This window comes from Microbispora cellulosiformans (assembly GCF_008728085.1).
GTDB lineage: Bacteria > Actinomycetota > Actinomycetes > Streptosporangiales > Streptosporangiaceae > Microbispora > Microbispora amethystogenes.
In genome coordinates this window covers 579,474-602,549 of sequence record NZ_VYTZ01000002.1, presented here as the reverse complement: position 1 = coordinate 602,549, position 23,076 = coordinate 579,474, and the positions used below count along the sequence as shown (strand labels likewise).

The following is a 23,076-nucleotide window of genomic DNA, read 5'->3' as shown; positions in this document are numbered from 1 at the left end:
CACCGTGGAGTCGATGGGTCCCGGGATGGGCGTCCCCGGAATGGGCGCCGGAGTGGGTCCCGGAATGGGTTCGCCGACGCCCCCGGCCACGGGAGTGACGGCGGGGCAGCCGGCGCCGGCGGCGCACCTGCAGGCGCACTGCGCCGTGACGCTCCAGCGGCTGTACGAATGGCTGCAGGCGTCGATCCCGCAGGCGCCCCAGGTCGCGGGGGTCATCCCGCTGCTGGTGCAGGCCGTGCAGCTCTACCGGGCCGGGCGGTACGAGGCGTGCCTGGCGCAGATCCAGTACGCGCTCGGCGTCGTCGCCCCCGGACGGCCCATGGTTCCACTGCTGTGACGTGATCACCTCGGTGGCCCGGACCGGTCGGCGGCCGGTCCGGGCCCCCGCCGTCCCGAGACCGGCGAACCGTGATGCGTGATGACAGAGCCTGAACTGCCGGCCGCGCCGCGCGCGACCGGTGACACCAGTCTGAGCTGGGGAGAGTCGAGCCGTTGTGACCACTAACGACAAGCCCAAGGACGCAATCGAGGAGCCGCGCCCGGCGACCCCACGGGGGCGGCAGGCGTCGCGCCAGGCGCCGCGGCCGGTGGAGCCCCGGCCGCGGCGCTACATGGTGGCGGCGCTGCCGCAGCCGGACCCGGCGGCGCCGGCGTACGACGACGACACGGTGCGCAGGCTGCTGGAGGACGACCCCGAGGTGCGCGTGCTGCGCCGCGTACGGGGACGGGCGGCGGGGAACCCGGGGGCCACGGTCCCGGGGTTCCCCGCCGTGGTCGTGGCGGAGACGACCCCGGAGCACGTCGAGGCGCTGCGCCGCCAGTATCCGCAGCTGCACGTCGAGCGCGACCGGTTGCTGACCTACAGCGAGGTGCCGCGGCCACCGCGCCGGCGGCGGCCCGCCCCGGTGGTGGCGCCGCCCGGCCTGGAGAGCACGTTCGCCGTCCTGGTCAGGGACGCGGACGGCACGCCGCTGCCGGGCGCGAGCGTCCTGGTGACCGGGCACGGCTGGCCGGGCCAGGCGGTCACCGGGGCCGACGGACGCGCCGTGGTCACGATGGCGGGCGAGACGCCCGAGTCGATCACCGGACTGACCGTCCGGCCGCGCTCGGGCTACTGGAGCATGCACGTCGAGCGCCCCGCCCTGTCGACCACCCGCGACAACCTCGTCGAGCCTGTGCGCCTGGCCGAGACGTTCGGCGGCTTCCCGGACCGGCAGGTCTTCGGCTGGGGCCAGCAGGCGATGAACCTCGACCGGCTGCCCCCCACGCTGCGCGGCGCGGGGGTCAGGATCGCCATCGTCGACTCCGGGGCCGACGTCCGCCACCCGGACCTGCGCGAGCGCGTACGCGCCGGGATCGACCTGGTCGACGCCGAGCCCGAGGGGTGGACGGCCGACACGGCCTACCACGGCTCCCACTGCGCGGCCGTCATCTCCGGCGCGGACGACGGCCGGGGCATCGTGGGCTTCGCCGTCGAGGCCGAGGTGCACGCGTGCAAGATCTTCCCGGGCGGGCGGTTCAGCGACCTCATCGAGGCGCTCGACTACTGCGTCGAGCAGCGCGTCGACGTCGTCAACCTGAGCCTCGCCAGCAGGCACCACTCCCCGCTGGTCGCCGCCAAGATCGACCAGGCCCGGGAGGCGGGGGTGGCGTGCGTGGTGGCAGCGGGCAACGACGGGGGACCGGTCGCCTTCCCCGGCACCCTGCCGGGCGTGCTGACCGTCGCCGCCGTCGGCAAGGCCGACGCCTTCCCGCCCGGCACCGCGCACGAGGCCGAGATCGACGGTCCCGTCACCGGTGACGGATACTTCTCGCCCCGCTTCACCTGCCGTGGGCCCGAGATCGACGTCTGCGCTCCGGGCGTGGCCGTCCTGTCGGCCGTGCCACCGGACGCGTACGCCGTCCTGGACGGCACCTCGATGGCCGCGCCGCACGTCGCCGGCCTCGCGGCGCTCGTGCTCGCCCATCACGGCGACTTCCGCGCCGCCTACGCCGCACGGGACGCCCGGCGGGTCGACCGCCTCTTCCAGATCATCACGTCGAGTTGCGTGCCGCTGAACCTCGGGGACGTCCACCGCACCGGCGCCGGTATGCCGAACGCGCTGCGCGCCCTCGCGCCCGCTCTCGCGCAGATCACTCCCGAGCCGGCCGGGACGGACACGCTGCTCGGACATCTGGCCGCCGAGATGACGGAGGCCGGGCTGCTCGCGCCCGCGCCCGTCGGACCGGGCGGCCGGTCCGGGCATCCCGGGCAACTCGGGCCGGTTGGTCCGGGGGCGCAGCACGGCCTCGCGGGCCAGGCCGCGTACGGCGCGGGCGGCACGGCGAACGGGCCCCTGTCCGGAGGCTCCCTTCCGGGCGGGCTCGCTCCGGGCGGCGCCCGCGGGGAGGCCAAAGGCGGCGTCTCCGGCTTGGACCCGCGCGGCGGAGCCGGAGGCACCGGCTCCGCGGGCAGGCGCGGGAGCGGCCCGTCCGGTGGTCCGTCCGCCACCCGGTCGTACGCCACCGGTTCGACGCCGGGCCGCGCCCAGGGCGCTCGCGGCGGGGCCGGTGAGGCGGCGCCGGAGGTGGACGTCACGACCGGCGGCGCCGCGCGGACGGCCAACGGCTCGCCCGCTGCCGCGCCGGGTTCACCGATCGGCTCTCCGATGGGCCCGCCGATGGGCCCGCTGATGGGCTCGGGGACGGGCGCACCGATCGGTGCCGCGCCGTACGAGCAGGCCGCCCTGGCCTGGCTGGCCGAGGAGATGCGCGCCGCCGGTCTGATCGGGAGCCGACCGTGGCCTGACATGTGACGTGGGCCGAGCGGGGCTGATCGGGGGCGGCACCTGACGTGACCCCGGCCCGGGCGGGGCCGGGGCACCGGCGGCGCCCGCCTCAGCAGGACCCGGCAGGACCTCTCGATGGGGCTTCCCGATGGGGCGTCAGTAGGACTCGTAGGCGGGCCCGGCCAGCTGGGCCACGTCCTCGGCTCCGTCGCCGATCAGTTTCGACCCCAGGTCGGCCAGTGCGCGCCCGGCCGCCAGCTCGTCGCCGATCTCCGGCACCGGCCTGTCGGCCGGGTTGCGGCGGGCCCGGCCCACGCTTTCGTGCCGCCGCCCGGAGGGCGTGTAGAGCACGGCGGTCGCCGTGGTGACGTCGTCCTTGTCGTCCTCGTTCACGAATATCTCGACGGTCCAGCGCTTCGATTCCATGCGGACCACCTCCCAGGAGTCCAGCATCCCTCCGGGCCCGTACGGCCCCGGCACCCACCCCGTCGTGAGGACCGACACGGCCCTGAAGCACACCGCCCCGGCGGTGGTCCCACCGAGGAGGCGGCCAAGGAAGGAGCGCCCATGCCCGGTCAGATCGTCGTCGGCACCGACGGCTCGCCCGCCGCGACGGCCGCCGTGCGGTGGGGCGCGGACGACGCCGCCCGCCGCGGCTGCCCGCTCCGCCTCGTCTCGGTCGTGGACCACTGGGCGTACGGGATAGCGAAGTTCCCCACCTCGGGCGGCGATCCGCTGACCCGGCACGCCGAACGTGCGCTCGCCGCCGCCGAGGCCGTGGTGCGCGAGCACCGGCCGGACGTGCCGATCAGCGCGGAGATCGTCGAAGGCATCCCCGCCCGCACGCTGAGGGACAAGGGGAAGGAGGCCACCGAGATCGTCCTTGGGAGCAGGGGGCTCGGCGGCTTCGCCGGCATCGTCGTCGGGTCGGTCAGCTCCCATGTCGCCGGGCAGGCGCCCTGCCCCGTCGTCGTCGTACGGCCGGGCTGGTCCGGAGGCCGCGGCGAGATCGTCGTGGGGGTGGACGACTCACCCGAATGCGATCCGGCCCTGGCGTACGCCTTCGAGCAGGCGCGGCTGCACGGCTGCGGCCTGCGGGCGGTGCACGCGTGGCGGCTTCCGGCCCACCCGCTCGCCCCCGAGATCACCTACGACGTGGAGGAGGTGCGCGAGGCCCGCAGGCGCGTGGCGGAGGAGAAACTGGCGGGCCCGCGCCGCGGGTATCCGGACGTGGCGGTGCACGAGGAGAGCGTCTACGGCCACCCCGTCGACGCGCTCATCCAGGCGTCACGCACCGCCGACCTGCTCGTGGTCGGCTCGCGCGGCCGGGGCGCGCTGGGGTCGGCGATGCTCGGCTCGGTCAGCCGGGGTGTCCTGCACCACGCCGGGTGCCCCGTCGCCGTCGTACGGCCGCCGTGCTGAGCGGTGTTCCTCGCCCCGTGCCTCGTGTCCCGTGCCTCGTGTCCCGTGCCTCGTATCCCGTGTCCCGTGCCTCGAGTTCCGGCCAAGGGCGACAGCCAAGGGTGGCGGCCCGCCCAGCCGGGCGGGCCGCCGATCGCCCTCGACAGCGGGCCTGGCACGCCCGGGTCGGTCAGACTTCCCGCTGTCCCTCCGGCCGCTCGATAGGGATGCGCCTGCGCTCCTCCCGCTCCTCGGCGAGCCGTACGCTCACCTCAAGGATGCCCTTGTCATAGGTGGCCTTCACGTCGTTCTCATCCACGTTCGGGGGCAGCACGATGGACCGGGTGAAGGTCCCGTACCGGAACTCGGTCCGGTGCCCCTGCCGCTCCTCGTGGCGCCTTTCGGCGTGGATGGTCAGGACTCCGCTCGACACACTGATCTCGACGTCCTTCTCCGGGTCGATGCCGGGCAGTTCCGCCCGCAGCACGTACCGGCCGTCCCTAACGTAGTCCTCCAGTCGCATCTGCTGGCCGGCCATCGGCCTCATCGCGGCCAGCGGCGCCTCCAGCAGGTCGAACAGGTCGGGCACGAGGCCCCGGGACTCCCGCCGCATCGGAACGCTCATGGCTGTCACCTCCGTCCGGCAGAACTCATCAAGAAAGACGTACCCCGGCATGAATCGGACAAATCGCCATGGCTGGGGTGGTGCCGCCTGATGCAGGATGTGATCGTGATGCCGGTAGGGCTGAGGCACGGCTTCGGCAGGGCGCGACCGGCCCGCGGCGAAGGGAGTGCGCGATGAGGTTCGTACGCGAAAGCGACATGAAGGCCACCCGGCCGGGACCGGACAGGTTCACCGACGGCGTGTGGGAGGCGGAGGCGCTGGAGACGGTGCGGCCGGACGGCCTGAGCGCCCAGCGTTTCTCCTACGCCCCGCGGGCCCGCTCGGGCTGGCACACCCACGACGGGGAGCAGGCGCTGCACGTGCTGTCGGGACGCGGGGTGGTGGTGCGCTGGGGCGAGACCGAGGGCACGCCCATCGGGCCGGGCGACTGGGTCCACGTGCAACCGGGCGAGAAGCACTGGCACGGCGCCGCCGCCGACGACATGCTGGTGCACATCGCCGTCACGGCGAGCGGCAAGACCCACTGGCACGGCCCGGTGACCGACGAGGAGTACCACGCCGGCCTGGGCTGATCAGCGGCCGGCCTCAACCGGCGTCTCCAGAGTCCGTGACGATGACGAGGCCGGCCCGGGAACGCACGTCGTGGTGGGCGTAGTACCGCTCCTCCTGCTCGGCCCAGCGCCGCCAGTGGGGCGCGTACGTCTCGCCGTCGCGGGCGAGCGCCCGCGCCCGGCGGACCTGCTCGCCGGCCTCCAGCCACACCAGCCCGGTGAGGTACGGCCCGGCCTCGCGGGCGCCGCAGCCCACGCCTTCGATCACGAGGGTGTCCGGCTCGGCGATCTCGTGCCATTCCGCGTACTCGCCACGCGCCCAGTCGTAGCGGCGCCAGCGTGCCGGGCGGCCGAGGCCGAGCGGCCGCAGCACCCACTCCATCAGGGCGTTCACCCCGGCCTGCAGGCCGTCCCAGCCGTCGTACAGGTCGTCCATGCGGACGACCGGCGCGGTGAGCGCCGCGGCCACGGCGACGGCCAGCGTCGACTTGCCCGCGCCCGAGCGTCCCTCGACGGCCAGGACGCGGGTGCCGCCCGCGTGGGCGGGCCGTGCGCGCAACCAGCGCGCGACGGCGGCGGCGTCCGGTGTCACCCGCGCCGGGCCCGGCGGAGCCGCCGCGTACGGCCGGCGCCCCCTCCGCTCATCCACGGAGGGGGCTGACCCCCGCGACGGCCAGGCCGAGCAGCCGGTCCGCCTCGGCGGCGGCGTCCGGACGGTGTTCCGTGGCCAGGGCGATGCCGGTGATCAGGGTGAGCAGGTCGGCGACGGTCACGCCCGGCGCCAGCGCGCCGTCGTCCGCGGCGCGGCGCACCAGTGGCTCACCCGCCTCGGTGAGCTGCGCCGAGCAGCAGTACTCGTGCGCCACGTCGCCGTCGAGCGTGGGGTCGAGGGTCAGCGCCGTGGCCAGCCCCCGGATGGTCGCGGCGTCCGCGACGATGGCGCTCAGCCATTCCAGCAGCGCGGCCCGGGTGTCGGGCCTGCCGGTCAGCTCGCGGGCGTGGGCGCACAGGGTCTCCACCCGTTCGCGGAAGACCGCCTCCAGCAGTGCGCGGCGGCTGGGGAAGTGCCGGCGCAACGTGGCGGAGCCGACCCCCGCGGTCCGGGCGATCTGCTCCAGGGAGGCCTCGGGACCGTGGGCGGCGATCTCCTCCTTGGCCACGGCGAGAAGGAGGCCGTAGTTGCGCCGGGCGTCAGCGCGCTGGACGGGCATCGCGTCACCTCGTGGTTGCTAAGTGGCGGGGTCCGCCGTATCTTACCGAAACATAAGCGGCGGGGTCCGCCGTTTAGCTGACGCCCACCTGTAGGAGGGGACTCATGTCCACCGAATCCGCACCCGTTCTGGTCACCGGCGCCACCGGACGGCAGGGCGGCGCCACCGCCCGCGCCCTGCTCGCGAGCGGCGTTCCCGTTCGGGCGCTGGTCCGCGACCCCTCGACCGCGCGGGCGAGGGCGGTCGAGGCGCTCGGCGCCGAACTGGTGACCGGCGACCTGAACGACCGCGACTCCGTGGTCAGGGCCGCGCGGGGAGCCCGGGCCGTCTTCTCGGTGCAGATGCCCCCGATCAAGGGAGACGCCTACGACTTCGAGGGCGAGGTCGCCCAGGCCGTCAACCTGGTCGAGGGCGCTCTTGCCGCGGAAGTGCCGCAGTTCGTGCACACATCAGTCACGGGCGCGGGGCGGCACACCGAGGCCCCCGGCTGGGCCGAAGGCCGCTGGGCGTCGATAGAGCCCGCCCTCACCGCCAAGGCCGAGGCCCAGGACCGGGTACGGAAGGCGGGCTTCACGCGCTGGACGATCATCAAGCCCGGCTTCTTCATGGAGAACTTCCTGCCGTCGACGGCCTACCTGCTTCCCCGCGGCGTCGAAGGGGGAATCGTGACCGTGCTGAGGCCCGCCACCCGGCTCTCCCTCGTCGCGGCCGGCGACATCGGCGCGGCGGCCGCCGCGGCCTTCGCCGCGCCGGACCGGTTCCACGAGGTCGAGCTGGAACTGGCCGGTGACCACCTCTCGATGACGGAGATCGCCGCGGTCCTCTCCCGCGCTCTGGGCAGGCAGCTGGCCGCGCCCGACATGACCATGGAGGAGGCGATCGCCGCCGGAATGCCGGGAGCGGGCGTCACCTCACACGAGTACCTCAACGCGGTCGGTCAGCACGCCCGCCCGGAGTACGCGCGGGCCTTCGGCATCCCGCTCACGACCTTCGAGGAATGGGCGCGCGAACACTTCCGGGCCACGGCCTGACCCTTCGCGCAGACACGCGAATCACCGAGGCGGGGCGGGCGTACGCGGGTGGGGCCGGTACGGACATGGAGCGGCCACGGGCCGGACAAGGGGCGGAGACCGGGGCGGACCCAGGGCGCGCGGAGATGGCGAATTGCGAGGGCGCGGTGTGGACACGGGGCGGCCCGGAGGGGCCGTCCGGTCCCTCCGGGCCGCTCGCGGAGCTCCCGGCCGAGTGCTAGACGCCTGCGCGGGTGGGGCGGCGGATGTCGCTGCTCTGCTCCTGCCACTCGGGGGTCTCGCGCCCCTTCTCCTCGGACATCTCCTCAAGTTGCAGGGCGATGCCCATCGCGAAGAAGGTCGGGGCCCACTCGCCGACGAACAGCGCCCAGCGGTCCGCGCGTTCGATGCCCGCCTGCTCGTATTTGTTCGAGAGGATCCAGGAGGCGATCGACATGCCGATCGACCCGAACGCCGCGCCGTACATCATGTTGGAGCGGAGCCCTATCTTGTGGAGCGTCTTGATCATGGTGTCCCCCTTGTGGTGATTTGCCCCTCTTTGTGGGCTACCCGGCCTCTTCTGACGTAACCCGCCGCACCCGCGACGGCGTGCGATACTCGCGACCGCGCATGAGGAGAGGCCGACGGGGTAGCCGTGGAGCCGGACCGGGAGGGAAGTCATGGAAGTTCTGGGCATCGACATCGGCGGCTCGGGCATCAAGGGCGCCACCGTGGACACGCTCACCGGGACGCTCACCCGCGAGCGCCTGCGCGTCCCGACGCCGCGTCCCTCCTCGCCGGGGGCCGTCGCCGCGGCGGTGCAGGCGATCGTGGACCACTTCTCCTGGACCGGCCCCATCGGCGTCACCTTCCCCGGGGTGGTCCTCGACGGCGTCATCCGTACGGCCGCCAACGTGGACAGGTCCTGGATCGGGGTGAAGGGCGCCGACCTGTTCGGCGACCAGTCGGTCGTTCTCAATGACGCCGACGCGGCCGGGGTCGCCGAGATGACGTTCGGCGCGGGGCGGGGCAGGCCCGGGGTGGTCCTGATGCTGACCTTCGGCACCGGCATCGGCAGCGCGCTGTTCGTGGACGGCCGTCTGGTGCCCAACACCGAGTTCGGCCACATCGAGATCCGCGGCAAGGAGGCCGAGCACCGCGCCTCCGACCGGGTGCGCGAGGAGGAGGACCTCGACTGGGACAAGTGGGCCGAGCGCGTCGAGGAGTACCTCGCGCACATGCGCGACCTGCTGTCTCCCACCCTGATCGTCGTCGGCGGGGGCGTGAGCAAGAAGGCGGAGAAGTTCCTGCCGCACATCCATCTCGGGGACACCCCCGTGGTGCCGGCCGTGCTGCTGAACGAGGCCGGGATCATCGGCGCCGCGATGGCCGCCGCAGGGCCGGCACGCCTGCCCTGAGTCAGCCTGCCTTGAGTCAGCCTGCCTTGAGTCAGCCTGTCTTGAGTCAGCCTGTCTTGAGTCAGCCTGCCTTGGGTCAGCCTGCTCTGTGCCTCCCTGTGCTGCGTCTGCCTGCCCTCCGCTGCGTCGGCCTGCGCTGCGTCGGCCTGCGCTGCGTCGGCCTGCGCTGCGTCGGCCTGCGCTGCGTCGGCTGTCCTGGGCTCGCCTGCGCTCGGTCGGCCTGAGCCGGGGTCGTCTGCGCTGAGCTAGCCTGCGCTGCGCGCCCCTGCTCTGTAGGTGCTTACCCTGAGCGATAGATCTCCCTTATTCCTACCTGGACAGCGGGTATTCTCGCTGTCATGATTGACTCATGAGCTCCTCGGGTGGGTTGACCCAGCGCCGGCACATCGACCTGCTGCGCGTCTGCGCCGCCGCTTGTTGACCGCCTGCCGGCGAATCGCCGGCGAGCGTGGTCACCACCATCCCGTAAGACAGGCGTTCCGTACGCGACAGGCCCTTACGTGACAGGCGAGGAGAAGCGACATGTCCCAGAATGTGATCGAATCCGGCGTACAGGGCTACGAGCACGGCCATGAGCCCCCCGACCCCGGGCAGGGCTCCGTGCTCGGCGTGCTTCCCGTGCCGGGCACCGGGGCCGCACTGATGATCGTGGGTTATCTCGTGCCCGCCGACGGCTCCCTGGACGTATCGGCCCGGACGTCCCGTCCGACCGCCGAGGCGAGCGCCGCCGTGGAGAGCGACGCGATGAGCAGGACGGCCCGGGCGGCCGTCGAGTTCGCCGGGGTCGCCATCGCGGGCGGGCCGCCGTCCACCGCGTCCTCCATCGCGGGAGGGCCGCTGTCCACCGGGGCGTCCATCGCGGGCGGGCCGCCGTCCGCGGGCTCCTCCGATGCGCCGGCCACGCGCGAGTGGTCATCCGGACCGGCGTGGCACGAGTTCTCCGCCGCGTCCCCCGCGGAGGAGGAACTGGTCCTGGACCGCACCGCGCGGGTGGCCCGCAGCGGCGGCGAGGAGATCGAGCTCACCTACCGGGAGTTCGAACTCCTCGACTACCTCACCTCGGCGCCGGGCCGGGTCTACAACCGCCGCCAGCTCATGGCGGCCGTCTGGGACCGGTACGACGAGGAGGGCGGGCGCACGGTCGACGTGCACGTGCTGAGGCTGCGCCGCAAGCTCGGCAGGCACGCGGGCCGGATCGTCACCGTCCGGAACGTGGGATACAAGTACCAACCCCCGCGCCGCCAATGAGGTCGCCGCTGGGGTCGCCGACTATGGGCGCTGTCCGAGGCTCCGTCTGGGGCGTCTGTCATCGGTGCCGTGATGACCGGGCATGGGCCCTGACCGGCTCGTAAGCCCACTGCGGGCCCGCTGTGGTCGGCCGTGGCGGGGGTGCCCGGCCGGCCCTCGGCGGCCTCCTCCGGCGGGCCGCCCGCCGCGCGGATCGAAAACGGCTGGCAGATCGGCCGGGGGCGTTGCCTATCCTTGAGCCTGGAATGAACACGCTCGCCGATCTCCAGGGCCGTATCCCCGATCTGATGCTGCGCGACCAGCGCAGGCTGCGCCGCCGTATCGACGGCATGCGCCGGGTCCGCGACCGCGCCTCCCGCCAGTCCGTCGTCCAGGAGATCGCGGGGGACGTGGAGGCCGCCGAACGCCGCGTGGCCGAGCGCCGCGCGGCCGTGCCGGCCATCAGCTATCCCCCCGATCTCCCGGTCAGCAAGCACAAGGACGATCTGCTCGCGGCCATCAGGGACCACCAGGTCGTGATCGTGGCCGGGGAGACCGGCTCGGGCAAGACCACCCAGATCCCGAAGATCTGCCTGGAGCTGGGCCGGGGCGTCCACGGGGTCATCGGGCACACGCAGCCGCGCCGCATCGCCGCCCGCACGGTCGCCGAGCGCATCGCCGAGGAGCTGTCGATCGACCTCGGATCGGCGGTCGGCTACAAGGTCCGCTTCACCGACCACTCCAGCGACGGGACGCTCGTCAAGCTGATGACCGACGGCATCCTCCTCGCGGAGATGCAGACCGACCCGCTCCTGCTGCAGTACGACACGCTGATCATCGACGAGGCGCACGAACGCAGCCTCAACATCGACTTCATCCTCGGCTACATCCGCCAGCTCCTTCCCCGGCGGCCCGATCTCAAGGTCGTCATCACCTCCGCGACCATCGACCCCGAGCGGTTCGCCCGGCACTTCGCCGCTCCGGGCGGCGACCCGGCGCCGATCGTGGAGGTGTCCGGCCGGACCTACCCCGTCGAGGTGCGTTACCGCCCGATCGACGAGGACGACGACCAGACCCAGGCCATCGTCGACGCGGTGGACGAGCTGTGCGCCGAGGGGCCGGGCGACATCCTGGTCTTCCTCAGCGGCGAGCGGGAGATCCGCGACACCGCCGACGCGCTGAAGGGACGCCCGGAGGAGGTCCTCCCGCTGTACGCGCGGCTGACGGCCGCCGAGCAGCACCGGGTGTTCCAGTCTCACCGGGGCCGCCGGATCGTGCTGTCCACCAACGTCGCCGAGACCTCGCTGACCGTGCCGGGCATCAAATACGTGGTCGATCCCGGCACGGCGCGGATCTCCCGGTACAGCCACCGGCTGAAGGTGCAGCGGCTGCCGATCGAGCCGGTCTCCCAGGCCTCGGCCAACCAGCGCAAGGGCCGCTGCGGCCGTACGTCCGACGGTGTCTGCATCCGCCTCTACTCGGAGGAGGACTTCCTCTCCCGCCCGGAGTTCACCGACCCGGAGATCCTCCGTACGAACCTGGCGAGCGTCATCCTGCAGATGACCTCGCTGGGCCTGGGCGACATCGCGGCGTTCCCGTTCGTGGAGCCGCCGGACAGCCGCCAGATCAGGGACGGCGTCAACCTGCTCGTCGAGCTGGGCGCGCTCGCCGACCGCGGCGCCGAACGCAGTGCCGACCAGAGCGCCGAGCTGGACGGCGAACGGGACGGCGAGCGGAGCGCCGAAAGGGACGGAGGACGACGCGGCCGGGAAGGCCGGGGCGGCCGGGGACTCCGGGGTCCGGGGCGCGAGGCCGGGCAGGGGCCGCAGCTCACCCCGGTGGGACGCAGGCTGGCCCAGCTGCCCGTCGACCCCCGGCTCGCCCGGATGGTGCTGGAGGCGGAGAAGAACGGCTGCGCCCGCGAAGTGATGATCATCGCGGCCGCGCTGTCCATCCAGGACCCGCGCGAGCGGCCGGCCGACAAGCAGCAGGCGGCCGACGAGAAGCACCGCCGCTTCGCGGACAAGGAATCCGACTTCCTGACCTATCTGAACCTCTGGAACTACCTGCGCGAGCGGCAGAAGGAGCTGTCGTCGAGCGCGTTCCGGCGGCTCTGCAAGGCCGAGTTCCTCAACTACCTGCGCGTACGGGAGTGGCAGGACATCGACAGCCAGCTCCGCCAGGTGGCGCGGACGCTGAACGTCGTGCCGAACAGCGCGCCCGCCGACCCCCGGCGCGTGCACGAGTCGTTGCTGGCCGGCCTGCTGTCGCACATCGGCGTCAAGGACGTCGAGGCCAAGCGCAGGCAGGACGGCCCGCGCCGGCCGCTCACCGAGTACATCGGCGCCCGCAACGCCCGCTTCGCCATCTTCCCCGGCTCGGCCCTGGCCAAGACGCAGCCGCAGTGGGTCATGTCGGCCGAGCTGGTCGAGACCTCCCGGCTGTGGGCCCGGGTCAACGCCAAGATCGAGCCCGAGTGGATCGAGCCGCTCGCCCAGCACCTCGTCAAGCGCACCTACAGCGAGCCGCACTGGGAGAAGGACCAGGCCGCCGTCGTCGCGCTGGAGAAGGTCACCCTGTACGGCGTGCCGATCGTGACCGAGCGGAAGGTCAACTACGGCCGCATCGACCCCGAGCTCAGCCGTGAGCTGTTCATCCGGCACGCGCTGGTCGAGGGCGACTGGCGGACCCACCACAGGTTCTTCCACGACAACCGCAAGCTGCTCGACGAGGTCGGGCGGCTGGAGGAGAAGGCCCGCCGCCGCGACATCCTCGTGGACGACGAGACGCTGTTCGACTTCTACGAGCAGCGGATCCCCGCCGACGTGGTCTCGGGCCGGCACTTCGACAGCTGGTGGAAGAAGGCGTCCCGCGAGACGCCCGACCTGCTGACGTTCACCCAGGAGATGCTGGTCAACGACAGCGCCGGGGTCAGCGCCCGCGACTACCCCGACGCCTGGCGGCAGAACGGCCAGCGGATGCGGCTCACCTACCGGTTCGAGCCCGGCGCCCCGGAGACGGGGGAGGCGGACGGCGTGACCGTCCACATCCCGCTCGCCGTGCTCAACCAGGTGGAGCCGGAGGGCTTCGACTGGCAGATCCCGGGTCTGCGCGAGGACCTCGTCACCGCCCTCATCAGGTCGCTGCCGAAGAACCTGCGCCGCAACTTCGTGCCCGCCCCCAACTACGCCAAGGCCGTGCTGGAACGCGTACGGGCGGGCGGCGAGCCCATCCTCGGCGCGCTGGAGCGCGAACTGCACGCGATGACCGGGGTGACGATCCCGCGCGACGCGTGGGCCCTCGACCAGTTGCCCGCGCACCTGCGGATCACCTACCGGGTGGTCGACGACCGCAGGCGCACGGTGGACGAGGACAAGGACCTGGAGGCCCTCAAGCGGCGGCTCGCCTCGAAGCTGCGCGCCACCCTGTCGAGGGCCGCCGACGACCTGGAGCGCGACGGCCTGCGGAGCTGGACGATCGGCACCCTGCCGAAGGTGTTCGAGCAGGGCAGGATGCGCGCGTACCCGGCCCTGGTGGACGAGGGCGGCAGCGTCGCGGTCCGGATGTTCGACACCGAGGCCGAGCGGGACCAGGCCATGTGGGCGGGCACCCGGCGGCTGGTGCTGCTCACCGTGGTCAGCCCGGCCAAGGCCATCCTGCGCGGCCTCACCACCGCGCAGAAGCTCGCCCTCAGCCGCAGCCCGCACGGCGGCGCCGCCGCCCTGTTCGACGACTGCACGGAGTGCGCGGCCGACCGGCTGATCGCCGAGGCGGGCGGGCCCGCGTGGGACGAGTCCGCCTTCGAGCGGCTGCGCGACCACGTGCGCGCCTCGCTGTTCGAGACGACGGAGGAGGTCGTCACCCGGGTGGAGCGCGTGCTCGCCGTGTGGCACACCGCGCAGACGCGGCTCGACGCGCTGGGCGGCGCCGTCGCCGACCTCGCCGCCGACGTCCGCGACCAGCTCGACGCGCTGGTCCACGCGGGGTTCGTCACCGAGACGGGGTACGACCGGCTGCCGGACGTGCTCCGCTACCTGCGCGCGGTCGAGCGGCGGCTGGACAAGCTCCCCGACGACCCCGGCCGCGACCGCGAGTGGATGCACCGGGTGCACGACGTCGAGGACGACTACCGCGACCTGCTCGACCGGCTGAAGCCCGCCGAGCGGGACGCCAGGGCCGTACGGGACATCCGGTGGATGATCGAGGAGCTGCGGGTGAGCTTCTTCGCCCAGCAGCTCGGCACCCCCACCCCGGTCTCCGAGAAGCGCATCCGCAAGGCCATGGAGCAGGCGGAGTCCGCCGCCCGGTCCGGGTGACCCCGGCCACCCCGGCGGGCTTCAGCGGCCCTTTCAGCGGCCCAGTGCGGCGCCGATGAGGGCGCGGGGGTCGGCCGCTCCGGCGAGCATGCCCGACGGGAGCAGGTCGATCAGGTGGGCGTGCCCGAAGTCGGTGCCGTACGCGGTCGTCTCGACCGGATGGCCGCGCTCGCGCAGGCCGTCCGCCCACGGCGCCCCCTCCTCGACCTCGACTCCCTGATCGGACCGCCAGGTGTCGAAGCCGGTGTCGCCGCCGTTCAGCCGCCACCGGGGGGAGCCGACGGCCTCCGCCGGCGTCTGCCCGTGCAGGAGGAGACGGGTGACGACCTGCAGCAGGATCTGTGGCTGGGCGTCCCCGCCCATCGTGCCGAGGACCGCACGCAGGGTTCCGTCCGGTCGGGTGACCAGCGCCGGGCACAGGGTGTGGGGTGGCCGGCGGCCCGGGCCGTACTCCGCGGGATGACCGGGCGCGAGCGAGAAGCCGATGCCGCGGTTGTGCAGGTTGATGCCGGTGTTCGGTTCGAAGAGCAGGCTGCCGAATCCCGACGCGTTCGACTGGATGAGCGAGACGCCCATGCCGTCACCGTCCACCGCGCACAGGTACGTCGTGTCGCCGGACGCGGCGGGGGCGGCGGGCAGCGGGGAGCGGCGCCCGGGATCCACCAGGGCTCGCCGGGCGGCCGCCGTCTCCAGGGGCGCGACGGCCGTCTCGTGCAGCACGCCGAGGCGGTCGTGCCCGGCCGCCCTGGCCGACTCCACCAGCAGGTGCGCCCAGCCCGGGTCCGCGGGATCGGCGGGCGGGCCGAGCCCGGCGAGGATCTCCAGCGCGAGCAGCAGCAGGTAGCCCTGCGAGTTCGGCGGCGTCGTCCAGACGCGGTGCCCGAACACCTCGATCTCCAGCGGCTCCACCCAGTCGGCGTTCGGCCGGGCCAGGTCGTCGGCGGTGTATTCACCGCCACCCAGCGCCCGCAGCCCTTCGCCGAACTCGCCCTGGTAGAACGCGGCCCGGCCGCCTTCGGCGAGACCCGCGAGCGCCCTGGCCACCCCGGGGCGGCGGACCACGTCTCCGGCGCGCCGTACGGCCGCGAAGTCGCCTGCTCCGGCGAGCGTGCCGACGAAGTCGGCCGTCGGCCCCAGCAGCGGCGAGGCGGGAAAGCCGCCGGTCGCGTGGCGGATCGCCGGAGCCAGCAGGTCGGCGAGCGGCAGGCGGGCGTACCGCTCGTGCAGCGCCAGCCATCCGTCCGCGCAGCCCGGCACCGGGATCGACCGGACGTCGAACAGGTGCGGCATGCGGTCGCGGCCCTCCGCGCGCAGCCGGGCGGGGTCCGCGCCCGATCCCGCCCGTCCGGACGCGTTGAGCGCGGACACGGCGCCGTCGTGGACGAGCGCGAACAGATCGCCGCCGAGGCCGCACATATGCGGGGCGGTGACCGCCAGCACGGCGGCCGCGGCGAGGGCGGCGTCCACCGCGTTGCCGCCCCGGTCGAGCATCGCGACACCCGCCGCGGAGGCCAGGTGGTCGGCCGTGCACACCATGCCGTTCAGGGCGTACCGCGTCTCGCTCACGACCGGTGATCGTACGGCACGCCGTAGAGTGGCTGCCGTCAATCAGGACGTAAGGGATGGGATGGTCATGGTCCGGGCGCTCGTGTTCGACGTGGGGGAGACGCTCATCGACGAGACCCGGATCTGGTCGCGGTGGGCCGACCGGCTGGGCGTGCCGCGCCTGACCTTCATGGGCGTCCTCGGCGGCATGGCGGCCCTCGACCGAAGCCACCGGGAGGCGTTCGAGCTGGTCAGGCCGGGAATCGACGTCGAGGCCGAGATCGAGTCGTGGCGGCGCGAGGACCCGGCCGGGCTGCGCGAGAACTTCGACGCCGACGACCTGTACCCCGACGTCCGGCACGGCCTCGCGGAGCTGCGCGCGGCGGGGTACGACCTGGTCGTCGCGGGCAACCAGCCGCCCCAGGCCTACGACGCGCTGGTCGCGATGGACCTGCCGGTCGACGGGGTCCACACCTCCGCCGCCTGGAACGTGGAGAAGCCCGACCCCGCGTTCTTCGCCAAGGTCGCGGCCGTGTGCGGGCACGAGCCGGGGGAGATCCTCTACGTGGGCGACCGCCTCGACAACGACGTCCTCCCGGCCGCGGCGGCGGGGATGCGGACGGCCCTGCTGCGCCGGGGCCCCTGGGGCCACCTGCACGCCGCCCGCCCCGAGGCCGCCCGCGCCGACCTGGTCGTCGACGGCCTCGCCGACCTCGTCCACCTGGTCCCCACGCTCACCTGACCCGGCCGCCGCGCCGTACGCCTGCCCGTCCCCGGTGTCTCCGGCCTGGCGTGGCCGGTGGTCGTTCCGCCTATCCGGCACAGCGGGCGGGAGGATGTCATCACTGGGGACGGAGCCGGCGGGAGAGCAGGTCGTTCAGGGCGCCGGTCTCCCGGGCGAGCCGGTCGAGCGACGCCAGGAACTCCTCCGGGGCGTCGAGGAGGCCGAGCATCCCGGCGGACACCTCGGCGCGGGCGGCGCGGCCCGCCTCGATCGCGGCCCGGCCGTACGGCGTGAGTTCGATCATCCGCGCCCGCTGGTCGCCGGGATCGGTGCGGCGCGCGACGTAGCCGACGCGTTCCATCTCGGCCGCCACCTTGGAAGCGCCCTGGGGGGTCATGCCGAGCAGCCCGGCCAGGTCGGAGACCCGTACGGGCCCCTGGAGCAGGTGCTGGAACACGTATCCGTGCACCGTGCGCACCCGGTCGTGCCCGGCCGCGGCCATCCGGGCGCGTACCTCGGCGTCGCAGGCCGCGGTGAGGGCGGCGAACAGCAGGGTCAGGTCACTTGACACCACGGGATGATCCTCAAATACTCAACCTAGGTTTCGCAACCATGGTTGAATAATTGGAGCTGTGATGTGGTGTGATCCGGCGTTCCGGCCCGTCGCCGAGGCGTTCAGGCAGGTGTGCGAGGGGCGGCCGGGCGGAGCCGCCGTCGCGGTGTACGCGGGCGGGCGCCTGGTGGTGGACCTCTGGCACGGCACGGCCGACCGGGACGGCCACCGTGCCTGGGAGCGCGACACGGTCGTCAACGTGTTCTCCGCGTCCAAGGGCGTGCTCGCGACGCTCGCGCACCTGTACGCCCAGCGCGGGCTGCTCGACCTCGACGCCCCGGTGGCCCGCTACTGGCCGGGCTTCGCCACCCCGACCACCGTCGCCGACCTGCTGGCGCACCGGTCGGGGCTGCCCGCCGTCCGCCGCACTCTGCCGCCGGGCTCGCTGTTCGACTGGAACGCCATGACCGGCGCGCTCGCCGCGGAGACCCCGTGGTGGTCGCCCGGCGAGCGGCACGGATACCACGCGGTGACCTTCGGCTGGCTCGTCGGAGAGGTGCTGCGCCGGATCGGGGGACGGCCGGTGCGTGATCTGGTCCGCGACGAGTTGCGCGTACCCGGCCTGTCGATCGGCCTGCCCGCCGCCCAGGCGGGCAGAGCGGCGTACCTGGCGCCCCCGGAGGCGGCCCCGGAGGAGGCCGGGCAGGGTGGGCAGGAGGGCGGGCAGGGCGCCGCAGCGCCGGCGCTGGCGTCGGCCATGGCCGATCCCGGCTCGATCACCATGAAGGCCTTCTGCAACCCGCCGGAGCAGCTCACGCCCGGCCTGGTCAACACCGCGCGCTGGCGCTCCGCCGAGATACCCGCGTCCAACGGACATGCGCACGCACGGGCCCTGGCCACCCTGTACGGCCGGCTCGTGGTGGGCGAGATCCTGAGCGCGGATGTGCTCGGCCGGGCCGTCGAGCCGCGCAGCGAGGGGCGCGACGAGGTGCTGCTCGCCGATACCAGGTTCGCCCTCGGCTACATGCTGCCCTGCGAGATCCGGCCGTTCGCGCCGGACCCGCGCGCCTTCGGCCACAGCGGATCCGGTGGCGCGCTCGCTTTCGGCGATCCGGACGCGGGCATCGCCCTGGCCTACACGCCCAGCCACCTCATCACGAGCCCTGCCGGACCCGACCCGCGGTGGGAGCCCCTCGTCGCGGCCCTGTACGCCTGCCTGTGACCGGCCCCGGCACGACCCCCGGCCCCCGGGCCGGCACGCGGGGCCGGGGAGCCCGGGCCGCCGGGCCGGCACGTCAGGGACCGGCGCCTCGCCCGAGCCATCGGTGAGCATCTGCTTCAGGCGAGGGCGAGAGCGGCGAGGACCTCCGGGCCGGTCGGCGGCGGGACACGGGAGGGCTCAGCCCTGCTGCTTCTTCTGCTTGATCGCGGCGACGAGCTCGTCCTTGGTCATTCCGGACGCGCCCTCGAGCTCCAGCTCCTTGGCCTGGTGCAGCAGCTCCTCCTTGGTGCGGGAGCGCGGCTTGATCGGCTTGGCCAGCACCTCGGCCTTCCGCCTGCTGAAGGCCTTGCCCGCCCGCACCCGCTCCTCCAGGGAGACGGCCTGCTCCAGGATGGGGAGGATGTCGTTCTCCTCCTCCTCGACGTGGTGGGTGACCGCCTTCACGAGCTCCTGGAGCAGGGTGTCGAACTCCGTGCTCTCCGGGTCGGCCTCCAGCAGTTGCGAGAGCATCTCCTCGGCCTCGTGGTGCTCCTCGGCGCCGTGGTGGACCTCTTCCTTCTCCTCCGGCCGCCGCCGGGCGAGCAGGGGATAGACCACGTCCTCCTCGCCTTCGCTGTGGGCGATGAACTTCGCCGCCAGCTCCGCGAGCAGAGCCGGACGGTTCTCCGGCATCTTCTGGAGCCGCGCGAACAGCGACTCCACATCTCGGTGATCTTCTTTGATCAGGCCGATGACGTCGGTTGCCATGGGTTTCCTCCCGTGCGTGGACGCCCTCGCGACTACCCCGCGTCCCGCCGCTCACACCGGTCACGGCCGGTAGGAGCTCCCGCTTGTCGAAACCCTCGCCGGCGCTCCGCTCACGGCCGTGGGCGAATCGGCCCGAAATCGGCTCACACCGGAAAGGCGGCTAGTAGTGTCGCGCCGTGGACAACGGCGACCGCGACGATGCCGGAAAATCGGCGGCCGGCAGACGCCGCGCCACCCTCATTCTGGTCCTGTTCGGCCTGTTCATCATGGGAATGAGCGCCCGAGGGACAACCTCGGCCTACCAGGCGGCCCACGGCGGCGGGATGGTCGGCACCCTCACCCTCGCCTCCCGCACCTGCGGCAAGGCAGGGTGCCGCTACACCGGCTCCTTCGTCTCCGACGACGGACGCACCCGCGTGGCGACGGTGGAGACGGACGACCTCGGGAGCGATCCGCGGCTCGGAGACCGCGTGAAGGCGCGCTACGCCGACGGCAGGGCCTACGCCCCGGAGGACTCCCACGCGTGGCAGGACGCGGCCGTCTTCGTCCTCGCCGGCGCGGCCATCGTCGTGTACGCCCTGTGGAGGCATTTCACCCACAGGCGGCGTCCCACCTGACGCCCATGAAGTACGGGGCGTCGCCAAGACGACCTTTTGTCAGGTGGATGGATACTAGTCATTCCTGGTGAGGTCGCCGGTGTAGGTGAACAATTTGGCGTCGTCGCTGTGGCGGTAGGCGAGGGCGTCGCCCTTCCGGGTGAGCACCACGTCGCCCGGCACGCAGCCGGCCACGTCCTCCAGGCGGAGGGTCAGCGCGGGACCGGAGCCCCCCGTGAGCCCTCCCGTCAGCCGCAGCGTGCCCTCGCAGGAGTTCGCCGGCTCCTTCCACCTGCCCGTCTTCTCGCCTCGCCGCAGTTCGATCTCGATGTCGTACTCGCCCATCAGCGGGGTGTCGGGCGCGATGTGACCCTGCCACTTGCCCGCGAACGCGGCCGGAATGACGGCCACCGTCGTGGTGGTGGCAGGGGGAGAGGGCGGCGTGGAGCCGCCTCCGGGCGAGGCGGTCGTCTCCGCGCCGGTCGCCGGAGTGCCGGTCGGCTCCGTGCCGGTGGGGTACGCGCCTGTCGTGCCGCTCGTCGGCGCCGGGCTCGTGGACGTGGCCGGGGAGGTGCCGTCAGGCGCGGCGGCGAGGCGCGGGACCAGCAGGGCCGCACTGATCCCGAGCGCCGCCACGACCGTGCCCGCCCCGGCCAGGAGGCGGGCGCGCGAGCCCTCGCGGGCCGCGCCGCCGGGAGACGTGACCGCCGCTCCAGGCCCTGCCACTCCGGGCCCTGTCGCTCCGGTCCCCGCTGCCCCGGTCCCCGCTGCCCCGGTCCCCGCTGCCCCGGTCCCCGCCGCTCCGGTCCCCGCCGCTCCGGTCCCCGCTGCTCCGGGCCCTGTCGGTCCGGGCTCTGGCGCGCCGTAGGGCGGGCGCGGCAGCGTTCCGTACGGGTCGCCGCCGGCGGCCGGGGCGGCTCCGCCGCTCACGGCGGCGCCCGCGCGCATCGGGTCGGGCGCGCCGCCGACCAGTGTGAGCAGCAGGTCGCGGGCGGACGGCCGGGGCGCGGGATCCTTCGCCAGGCACCGCTCGACCAGCGCCCGCAGCGACGGCGGCAACGGTGTCAGATCGGGGGAGGCCGTCATGATCCGGTGCAGCACGGCGGCGACGTTGTCGGCGCCGAAGGCCGCGCGGCCGGTGGCGGCGTAGACGATCGTGGCTCCCCACGCGAAGACGTCGGACGCGGGCGTGGCCGGCTGCCCGGCGATCTGCTCGGGCGCCAGGTAGGCCGGGGTGCCCACCGGACCCGCCGTGATCGTCTGGCTCTCGCCCTGGCGGGCGATGCCGAAATCGACCACTCGCGGGCCGTCCGGTCCCAGCAACACGTTGCCCGGCTTGAAGTCGCGGTGCACGATCCCCGCGGCGTGGATCGCCGCGAGCGCGGTCGCCGTGCCCACCGCGAGCCGGTCGAGGTCGCCGCCGCGCAGCGGGCCCGAGGCGGCCACCCGCTGCTGGAGCGAGGGGCCGTCGACGAACTCGCTCACGATGTACGGCCGGCTCCCCTCGACGACCGCCGTGATCACCTTGGCCGTGCAGAAGGGGGCGACGCCGCGCATGGCGTCGAGTTCGCGGGCCAGCCGTTCGCGCACCGTGGGGTCGAGCCCGGTCTTGAGCACCTTGACCGCGACCCGCTCGCCGTCCGGCCCATGGCCGAGGTAGACGACGCCCTGGCCGCCCTCGCCGAGCCGGCCGCCGAGGCGGAACCCGCCGAGCGTGCGCGGGTCTTCTGGCTCAAGGGGGGCAAGCATGGTCAAACCGTAGCGACCCCTGGACTGATCCGGGTCACAGGGCGCTGAGGTTCACCGTGTAGGCGAGCTTGCGCCGGCCGGCGTCGCTCAGGTGCAGATGGTCGCCCGAGTCGTACGACGCGGCGAGCTGCTCGGGGAATTCGGCGTCGCGCACGGCCTTGTCGAAGTCGAGGACGCCGTCGAACGCCTTGCTCGTGCGGATCCACTGGTTGAGCCGCAGCCTGACGTCCTCGCGTTCCGGCGTCCAGGTGCCGAAACCGTAGAACGGGGTGAGCGTGGCGCCCACCACCTTGATCTTGCGGGCGTGCGCGAGGCGGATCAGCCGCTTGTACCCGTACGCGAGGGGTTTGATCGAGGTGTACTCGCCCCGGGAGATGTCGTTGATGCCCATGAACACGACGACGGTCCGTACGCCGGGCTGGGTGAGGGCGTCGCGGTAGAACCGGCTGAGACCGCTCGGGCCGACGCCGGAGTGCAGCAGCCGGTTCCCGGAGATGCCCGCGTTGAGCACCGGCATCCGTCGCGACGGCGAGACCCGGGCCATGCGCTGCCGCAGGTAGTCGGTCCAGCGGCGGTTGGCGTCGGTGTTCTGGCCCGCGCCGTCGGTGATCGAGTCGCCGAAGGCGACGACCGAGCCCGCCTTCGACGTGGTCTCGACCGCGATGCGGTCCAGGAAGTACCACTGCGTGCTGGTGTAGGTGAAGCCGTCGGCGGTCTCCTCCGCCGCGTGGTCGCCGGGGTCGGACAGGAACGTCGTGGCGTAGGCGCGCTCGTGCCCGGTGATTCCGCTGACCGTGCCCGGCAGATAGAGGCTGACGACCAGGGCGGAGCCGGCGACGATCCGGCCCGGGATCGGATCGCTCCAGACGGCCCGCCCGGCCGGCACCCGCACCGACTTCCGGCCGCCGAAGGTGACCTGCCGGTTGGTGCCGGTGAGGATCTCCGCGCCGTACGCCTGGACGCCCACATGGACGTGGGCGAAGGTCACCGGAGCCGTCCCGAACACGTTGGACAGGCGCAGGCGCGTTCCGCCGCCGCCGGCGCTCACGCGCACGACCATCCGCACGGTCTGCCCGCCGAGGGCCGCCACCACGCGGTCGGTCGAGGTGGTCCAGGCGCCCACCAGGCGTGGCCGGACGGGCGTGTCTCCCTTCCGCCGCGAGGCCGCGGACGAAGCCGACGACGAGGCCGCGGACGAGGCCGCGGCCGTGGCGTTCGCCAGGGCGTTCGCGGTCGCCGGAGACTCCGCGTGGACCGGTGCCGTGGGGAGCGCGGTGGTCGCGCCGGTTACGGCGAGGGCAAGAGCGGCCATGGTCAACCGGTGAGCCGGCCGTGCCATCCGGGTCCTCCAAGTGGGTCGGGCTGCCTGGGCGGGTCGACGGCGGCGGGCGATCGGCCGCCGGAACCGTTGAT

21 protein-coding genes are annotated in these 23,076 nt (G+C 73.5%); 11 read left to right on the top strand and 10 right to left on the bottom strand.

Going from position 1 to position 23,076, the window contains the following annotated elements; translation table 11 throughout:
- Nucleotides 1-4: 4 nt before the first annotated feature.
- Nucleotides 5-337 (top strand): hypothetical protein, encoded by a 333-nt coding sequence (locus F5972_RS06685; protein ID WP_225311221.1) that lies wholly within the window; start codon nt 5-7, stop codon nt 335-337.
- A gap of 157 nt (nt 338-494) precedes the next feature.
- Nucleotides 495-2,795 carry a S8 family serine peptidase gene (locus tag F5972_RS38755; protein ID WP_150932102.1) on the top strand — a complete coding sequence of 767 codons (2,301 nt, stop codon included), beginning with the start codon at nt 495-497 and terminating at the stop codon, nt 2,793-2,795.
- A gap of 129 nt (nt 2,796-2,924) precedes the next feature.
- On the opposite strand, the gene F5972_RS06675 is transcribed toward F5972_RS38755, so the two are convergent.
- Nucleotides 2,925-3,194: a DUF1876 domain-containing protein gene (locus tag F5972_RS06675; RefSeq protein WP_150932100.1), complete on the bottom strand. Its 270-nt coding sequence runs from the start codon at nt 3,192-3,194 to the stop codon at nt 2,925-2,927.
- A gap of 141 nt (nt 3,195-3,335) precedes the next feature.
- Between F5972_RS06675 and F5972_RS06670 the strand changes: the two genes are divergently transcribed.
- The gene (locus F5972_RS06670; RefSeq protein WP_150932098.1) at nt 3,336-4,190 is read left to right on the top strand and encodes a universal stress protein; all 855 of its coding nucleotides are present in this window, start codon (nt 3,336-3,338) and stop codon (nt 4,188-4,190) included.
- 169 nt (nt 4,191-4,359) lie between these two features.
- On the opposite strand, the gene F5972_RS06665 is transcribed toward F5972_RS06670, so the two are convergent.
- Entirely contained in the window at nt 4,360-4,794 is a 435-nt protein-coding gene (locus F5972_RS06665) for an Hsp20/alpha crystallin family protein (protein ID WP_150932096.1), read from the bottom strand.
- Between the two features lie 173 nt (nt 4,795-4,967).
- On the opposite strand from F5972_RS06665, the gene F5972_RS06660 reads away from it, so the two are divergent.
- Nucleotides 4,968-5,366, top strand: coding sequence for a cupin domain-containing protein (locus F5972_RS06660; protein ID WP_191909972.1), 399 nt, complete (start codon nt 4,968-4,970; stop codon nt 5,364-5,366).
- A 13-nt stretch (nt 5,367-5,379) separates the two neighbouring features.
- On the opposite strand, the gene F5972_RS06655 is transcribed toward F5972_RS06660, so the two are convergent.
- Both F5972_RS06655 and F5972_RS06650 read right to left on the bottom strand, forming a co-directional pair.
- Complete coding sequence (locus tag F5972_RS06655; RefSeq protein WP_225311220.1) at nt 5,380-5,994, bottom strand: nucleoside/nucleotide kinase family protein; 615 nt, start codon at nt 5,992-5,994, stop codon at nt 5,380-5,382.
- A complete protein-coding gene (locus tag F5972_RS06650) occupies nt 5,987-6,556 on the bottom strand; it encodes a TetR/AcrR family transcriptional regulator (protein WP_150932093.1) in 570 nt (189 codons plus the stop codon). The genes F5972_RS06655 and F5972_RS06650 overlap by 8 nt, the downstream gene beginning before the upstream one ends.
- A gap of 104 nt (nt 6,557-6,660) precedes the next feature.
- Between F5972_RS06650 and F5972_RS06645 the strand changes: the two genes are divergently transcribed.
- Nucleotides 6,661-7,587: an NmrA family NAD(P)-binding protein gene (locus F5972_RS06645; RefSeq protein ID WP_150932091.1), complete on the top strand. Its 927-nt coding sequence runs from the start codon at nt 6,661-6,663 to the stop codon at nt 7,585-7,587.
- 217 nt (nt 7,588-7,804) lie between these two features.
- On the opposite strand, the gene F5972_RS06640 is transcribed toward F5972_RS06645, so the two are convergent.
- Entirely contained in the window at nt 7,805-8,095 is a 291-nt protein-coding gene (locus F5972_RS06640; RefSeq protein ID WP_150932089.1) for a hypothetical protein, read from the bottom strand.
- Between the two features lie 151 nt (nt 8,096-8,246).
- Here F5972_RS06640 and ppgK point away from each other — a divergent pair, with 151 nt between their 5' ends.
- The 3 genes from ppgK (at nt 8,247) to hrpA (ending at nt 14,527) form a co-directional block, all read left to right on the top strand.
- On the top strand, nt 8,247-8,984 hold the full coding sequence (gene ppgK / locus F5972_RS06635; RefSeq protein ID WP_150932087.1) for a polyphosphate--glucose phosphotransferase: 738 nt from the start codon (nt 8,247-8,249) through the stop codon (nt 8,982-8,984).
- Nucleotides 8,985-9,506: 522 nt separating this feature from the next.
- Nucleotides 9,507-10,232 carry a winged helix-turn-helix domain-containing protein gene (locus F5972_RS39150; RefSeq protein WP_318527522.1) on the top strand — a complete coding sequence of 242 codons (726 nt, stop codon included), beginning with the start codon at nt 9,507-9,509 and terminating at the stop codon, nt 10,230-10,232.
- 245 nt (nt 10,233-10,477) lie between these two features.
- Nucleotides 10,478-14,527, top strand: coding sequence for an ATP-dependent RNA helicase HrpA (hrpA, locus tag F5972_RS06625; RefSeq protein ID WP_150932086.1), 4,050 nt, complete (start codon nt 10,478-10,480; stop codon nt 14,525-14,527).
- 33 nt (nt 14,528-14,560) lie between these two features.
- Here the strand turns inward: hrpA and F5972_RS06620 are convergent, their stop codons facing one another.
- Nucleotides 14,561-16,093 (bottom strand): gamma-glutamyltransferase family protein, encoded by a 1,533-nt coding sequence (locus F5972_RS06620; protein ID WP_150932084.1) that lies wholly within the window; start codon nt 16,091-16,093, stop codon nt 14,561-14,563.
- 67 nt (nt 16,094-16,160) lie between these two features.
- Here F5972_RS06620 and F5972_RS06615 point away from each other — a divergent pair, with 67 nt between their 5' ends.
- Nucleotides 16,161-16,814 (top strand): HAD family hydrolase, encoded by a 654-nt coding sequence (locus F5972_RS06615; protein WP_150932082.1) that lies wholly within the window; start codon nt 16,161-16,163, stop codon nt 16,812-16,814.
- Nucleotides 16,815-16,914: 100 nt separating this feature from the next.
- On the opposite strand, the gene F5972_RS06610 is transcribed toward F5972_RS06615, so the two are convergent.
- Nucleotides 16,915-17,370: a MarR family winged helix-turn-helix transcriptional regulator gene (locus tag F5972_RS06610; protein WP_225311219.1), complete on the bottom strand. Its 456-nt coding sequence runs from the start codon at nt 17,368-17,370 to the stop codon at nt 16,915-16,917.
- Between the two features lie 61 nt (nt 17,371-17,431).
- Between F5972_RS06610 and F5972_RS06605 the strand changes: the two genes are divergently transcribed.
- Nucleotides 17,432-18,571: a serine hydrolase domain-containing protein gene (locus F5972_RS06605; RefSeq protein WP_150932080.1), complete on the top strand. Its 1,140-nt coding sequence runs from the start codon at nt 17,432-17,434 to the stop codon at nt 18,569-18,571.
- A 177-nt stretch (nt 18,572-18,748) separates the two neighbouring features.
- On the opposite strand, the gene F5972_RS06600 is transcribed toward F5972_RS06605, so the two are convergent.
- Entirely contained in the window at nt 18,749-19,318 is a 570-nt protein-coding gene (locus F5972_RS06600) for a hemerythrin domain-containing protein (protein WP_150932077.1), read from the bottom strand.
- Between the two features lie 176 nt (nt 19,319-19,494).
- On the opposite strand from F5972_RS06600, the gene F5972_RS06595 reads away from it, so the two are divergent.
- Nucleotides 19,495-19,935, top strand: a complete 441-nt coding sequence (locus tag F5972_RS06595) for a hypothetical protein (protein ID WP_150932075.1) — start codon at nt 19,495-19,497, stop codon at nt 19,933-19,935.
- A 54-nt stretch (nt 19,936-19,989) separates the two neighbouring features.
- Here the strand turns inward: F5972_RS06595 and F5972_RS37845 are convergent, their stop codons facing one another.
- Nucleotides 19,990-21,663 (bottom strand): serine/threonine-protein kinase, encoded by a 1,674-nt coding sequence (locus F5972_RS37845; RefSeq protein ID WP_225311218.1) that lies wholly within the window; start codon nt 21,661-21,663, stop codon nt 19,990-19,992.
- 34 nt (nt 21,664-21,697) lie between these two features.
- Nucleotides 21,698-23,002, bottom strand: coding sequence for an SGNH/GDSL hydrolase family protein (locus tag F5972_RS06585; protein WP_150932073.1), 1,305 nt, complete (start codon nt 23,000-23,002; stop codon nt 21,698-21,700).
- Between the last annotated feature and the right edge of the window lie 74 nt (nt 23,003-23,076).

What these genes read in the sequence shown, in the direction of transcription:
- F5972_RS37845 (WP_225311218.1), bottom strand. Translation starts at nt 21,663, where the DNA reads ATGCTTGCCCCCCTTGAGCCAGAAGACCCGCGCACGCTCGGCGGGTTC.
- hrpA (WP_150932086.1), top strand. Translation starts at nt 10,478, where the DNA reads ATGAACACGCTCGCCGATCTCCAGGGCCGTATCCCCGATCTGATGCTG.
- F5972_RS06650 (WP_150932093.1), bottom strand. Translation starts at nt 6,556, where the DNA reads ATGCCCGTCCAGCGCGCTGACGCCCGGCGCAACTACGGCCTCCTTCTC.
- F5972_RS06675 (WP_150932100.1), bottom strand. Translation starts at nt 3,194, where the DNA reads ATGGAATCGAAGCGCTGGACCGTCGAGATATTCGTGAACGAGGACGAC.
- F5972_RS06670 (WP_150932098.1), top strand. Translation starts at nt 3,336, where the DNA reads ATGCCCGGTCAGATCGTCGTCGGCACCGACGGCTCGCCCGCCGCGACG.
- F5972_RS06640 (WP_150932089.1), bottom strand. Translation starts at nt 8,095, where the DNA reads ATGATCAAGACGCTCCACAAGATAGGGCTCCGCTCCAACATGATGTAC.
- F5972_RS06665 (WP_150932096.1), bottom strand. Translation starts at nt 4,794, where the DNA reads ATGAGCGTTCCGATGCGGCGGGAGTCCCGGGGCCTCGTGCCCGACCTG.
- ppgK (WP_150932087.1), top strand. Translation starts at nt 8,247, where the DNA reads ATGGAAGTTCTGGGCATCGACATCGGCGGCTCGGGCATCAAGGGCGCC.
- F5972_RS06605 (WP_150932080.1), top strand. Translation starts at nt 17,432, where the DNA reads ATGTGGTGTGATCCGGCGTTCCGGCCCGTCGCCGAGGCGTTCAGGCAG.
- F5972_RS06615 (WP_150932082.1), top strand. Translation starts at nt 16,161, where the DNA reads ATGGTCCGGGCGCTCGTGTTCGACGTGGGGGAGACGCTCATCGACGAG.
- F5972_RS06660 (WP_191909972.1), top strand. Translation starts at nt 4,968, where the DNA reads ATGAGGTTCGTACGCGAAAGCGACATGAAGGCCACCCGGCCGGGACCG.
- F5972_RS06645 (WP_150932091.1), top strand. Translation starts at nt 6,661, where the DNA reads ATGTCCACCGAATCCGCACCCGTTCTGGTCACCGGCGCCACCGGACGG.
- F5972_RS06600 (WP_150932077.1), bottom strand. Translation starts at nt 19,318, where the DNA reads ATGGCAACCGACGTCATCGGCCTGATCAAAGAAGATCACCGAGATGTG.
- F5972_RS39150 (WP_318527522.1), top strand. Translation starts at nt 9,507, where the DNA reads ATGTCCCAGAATGTGATCGAATCCGGCGTACAGGGCTACGAGCACGGC.
- F5972_RS06585 (WP_150932073.1), bottom strand. Translation starts at nt 23,002, where the DNA reads ATGGCACGGCCGGCTCACCGGTTGACCATGGCCGCTCTTGCCCTCGCC.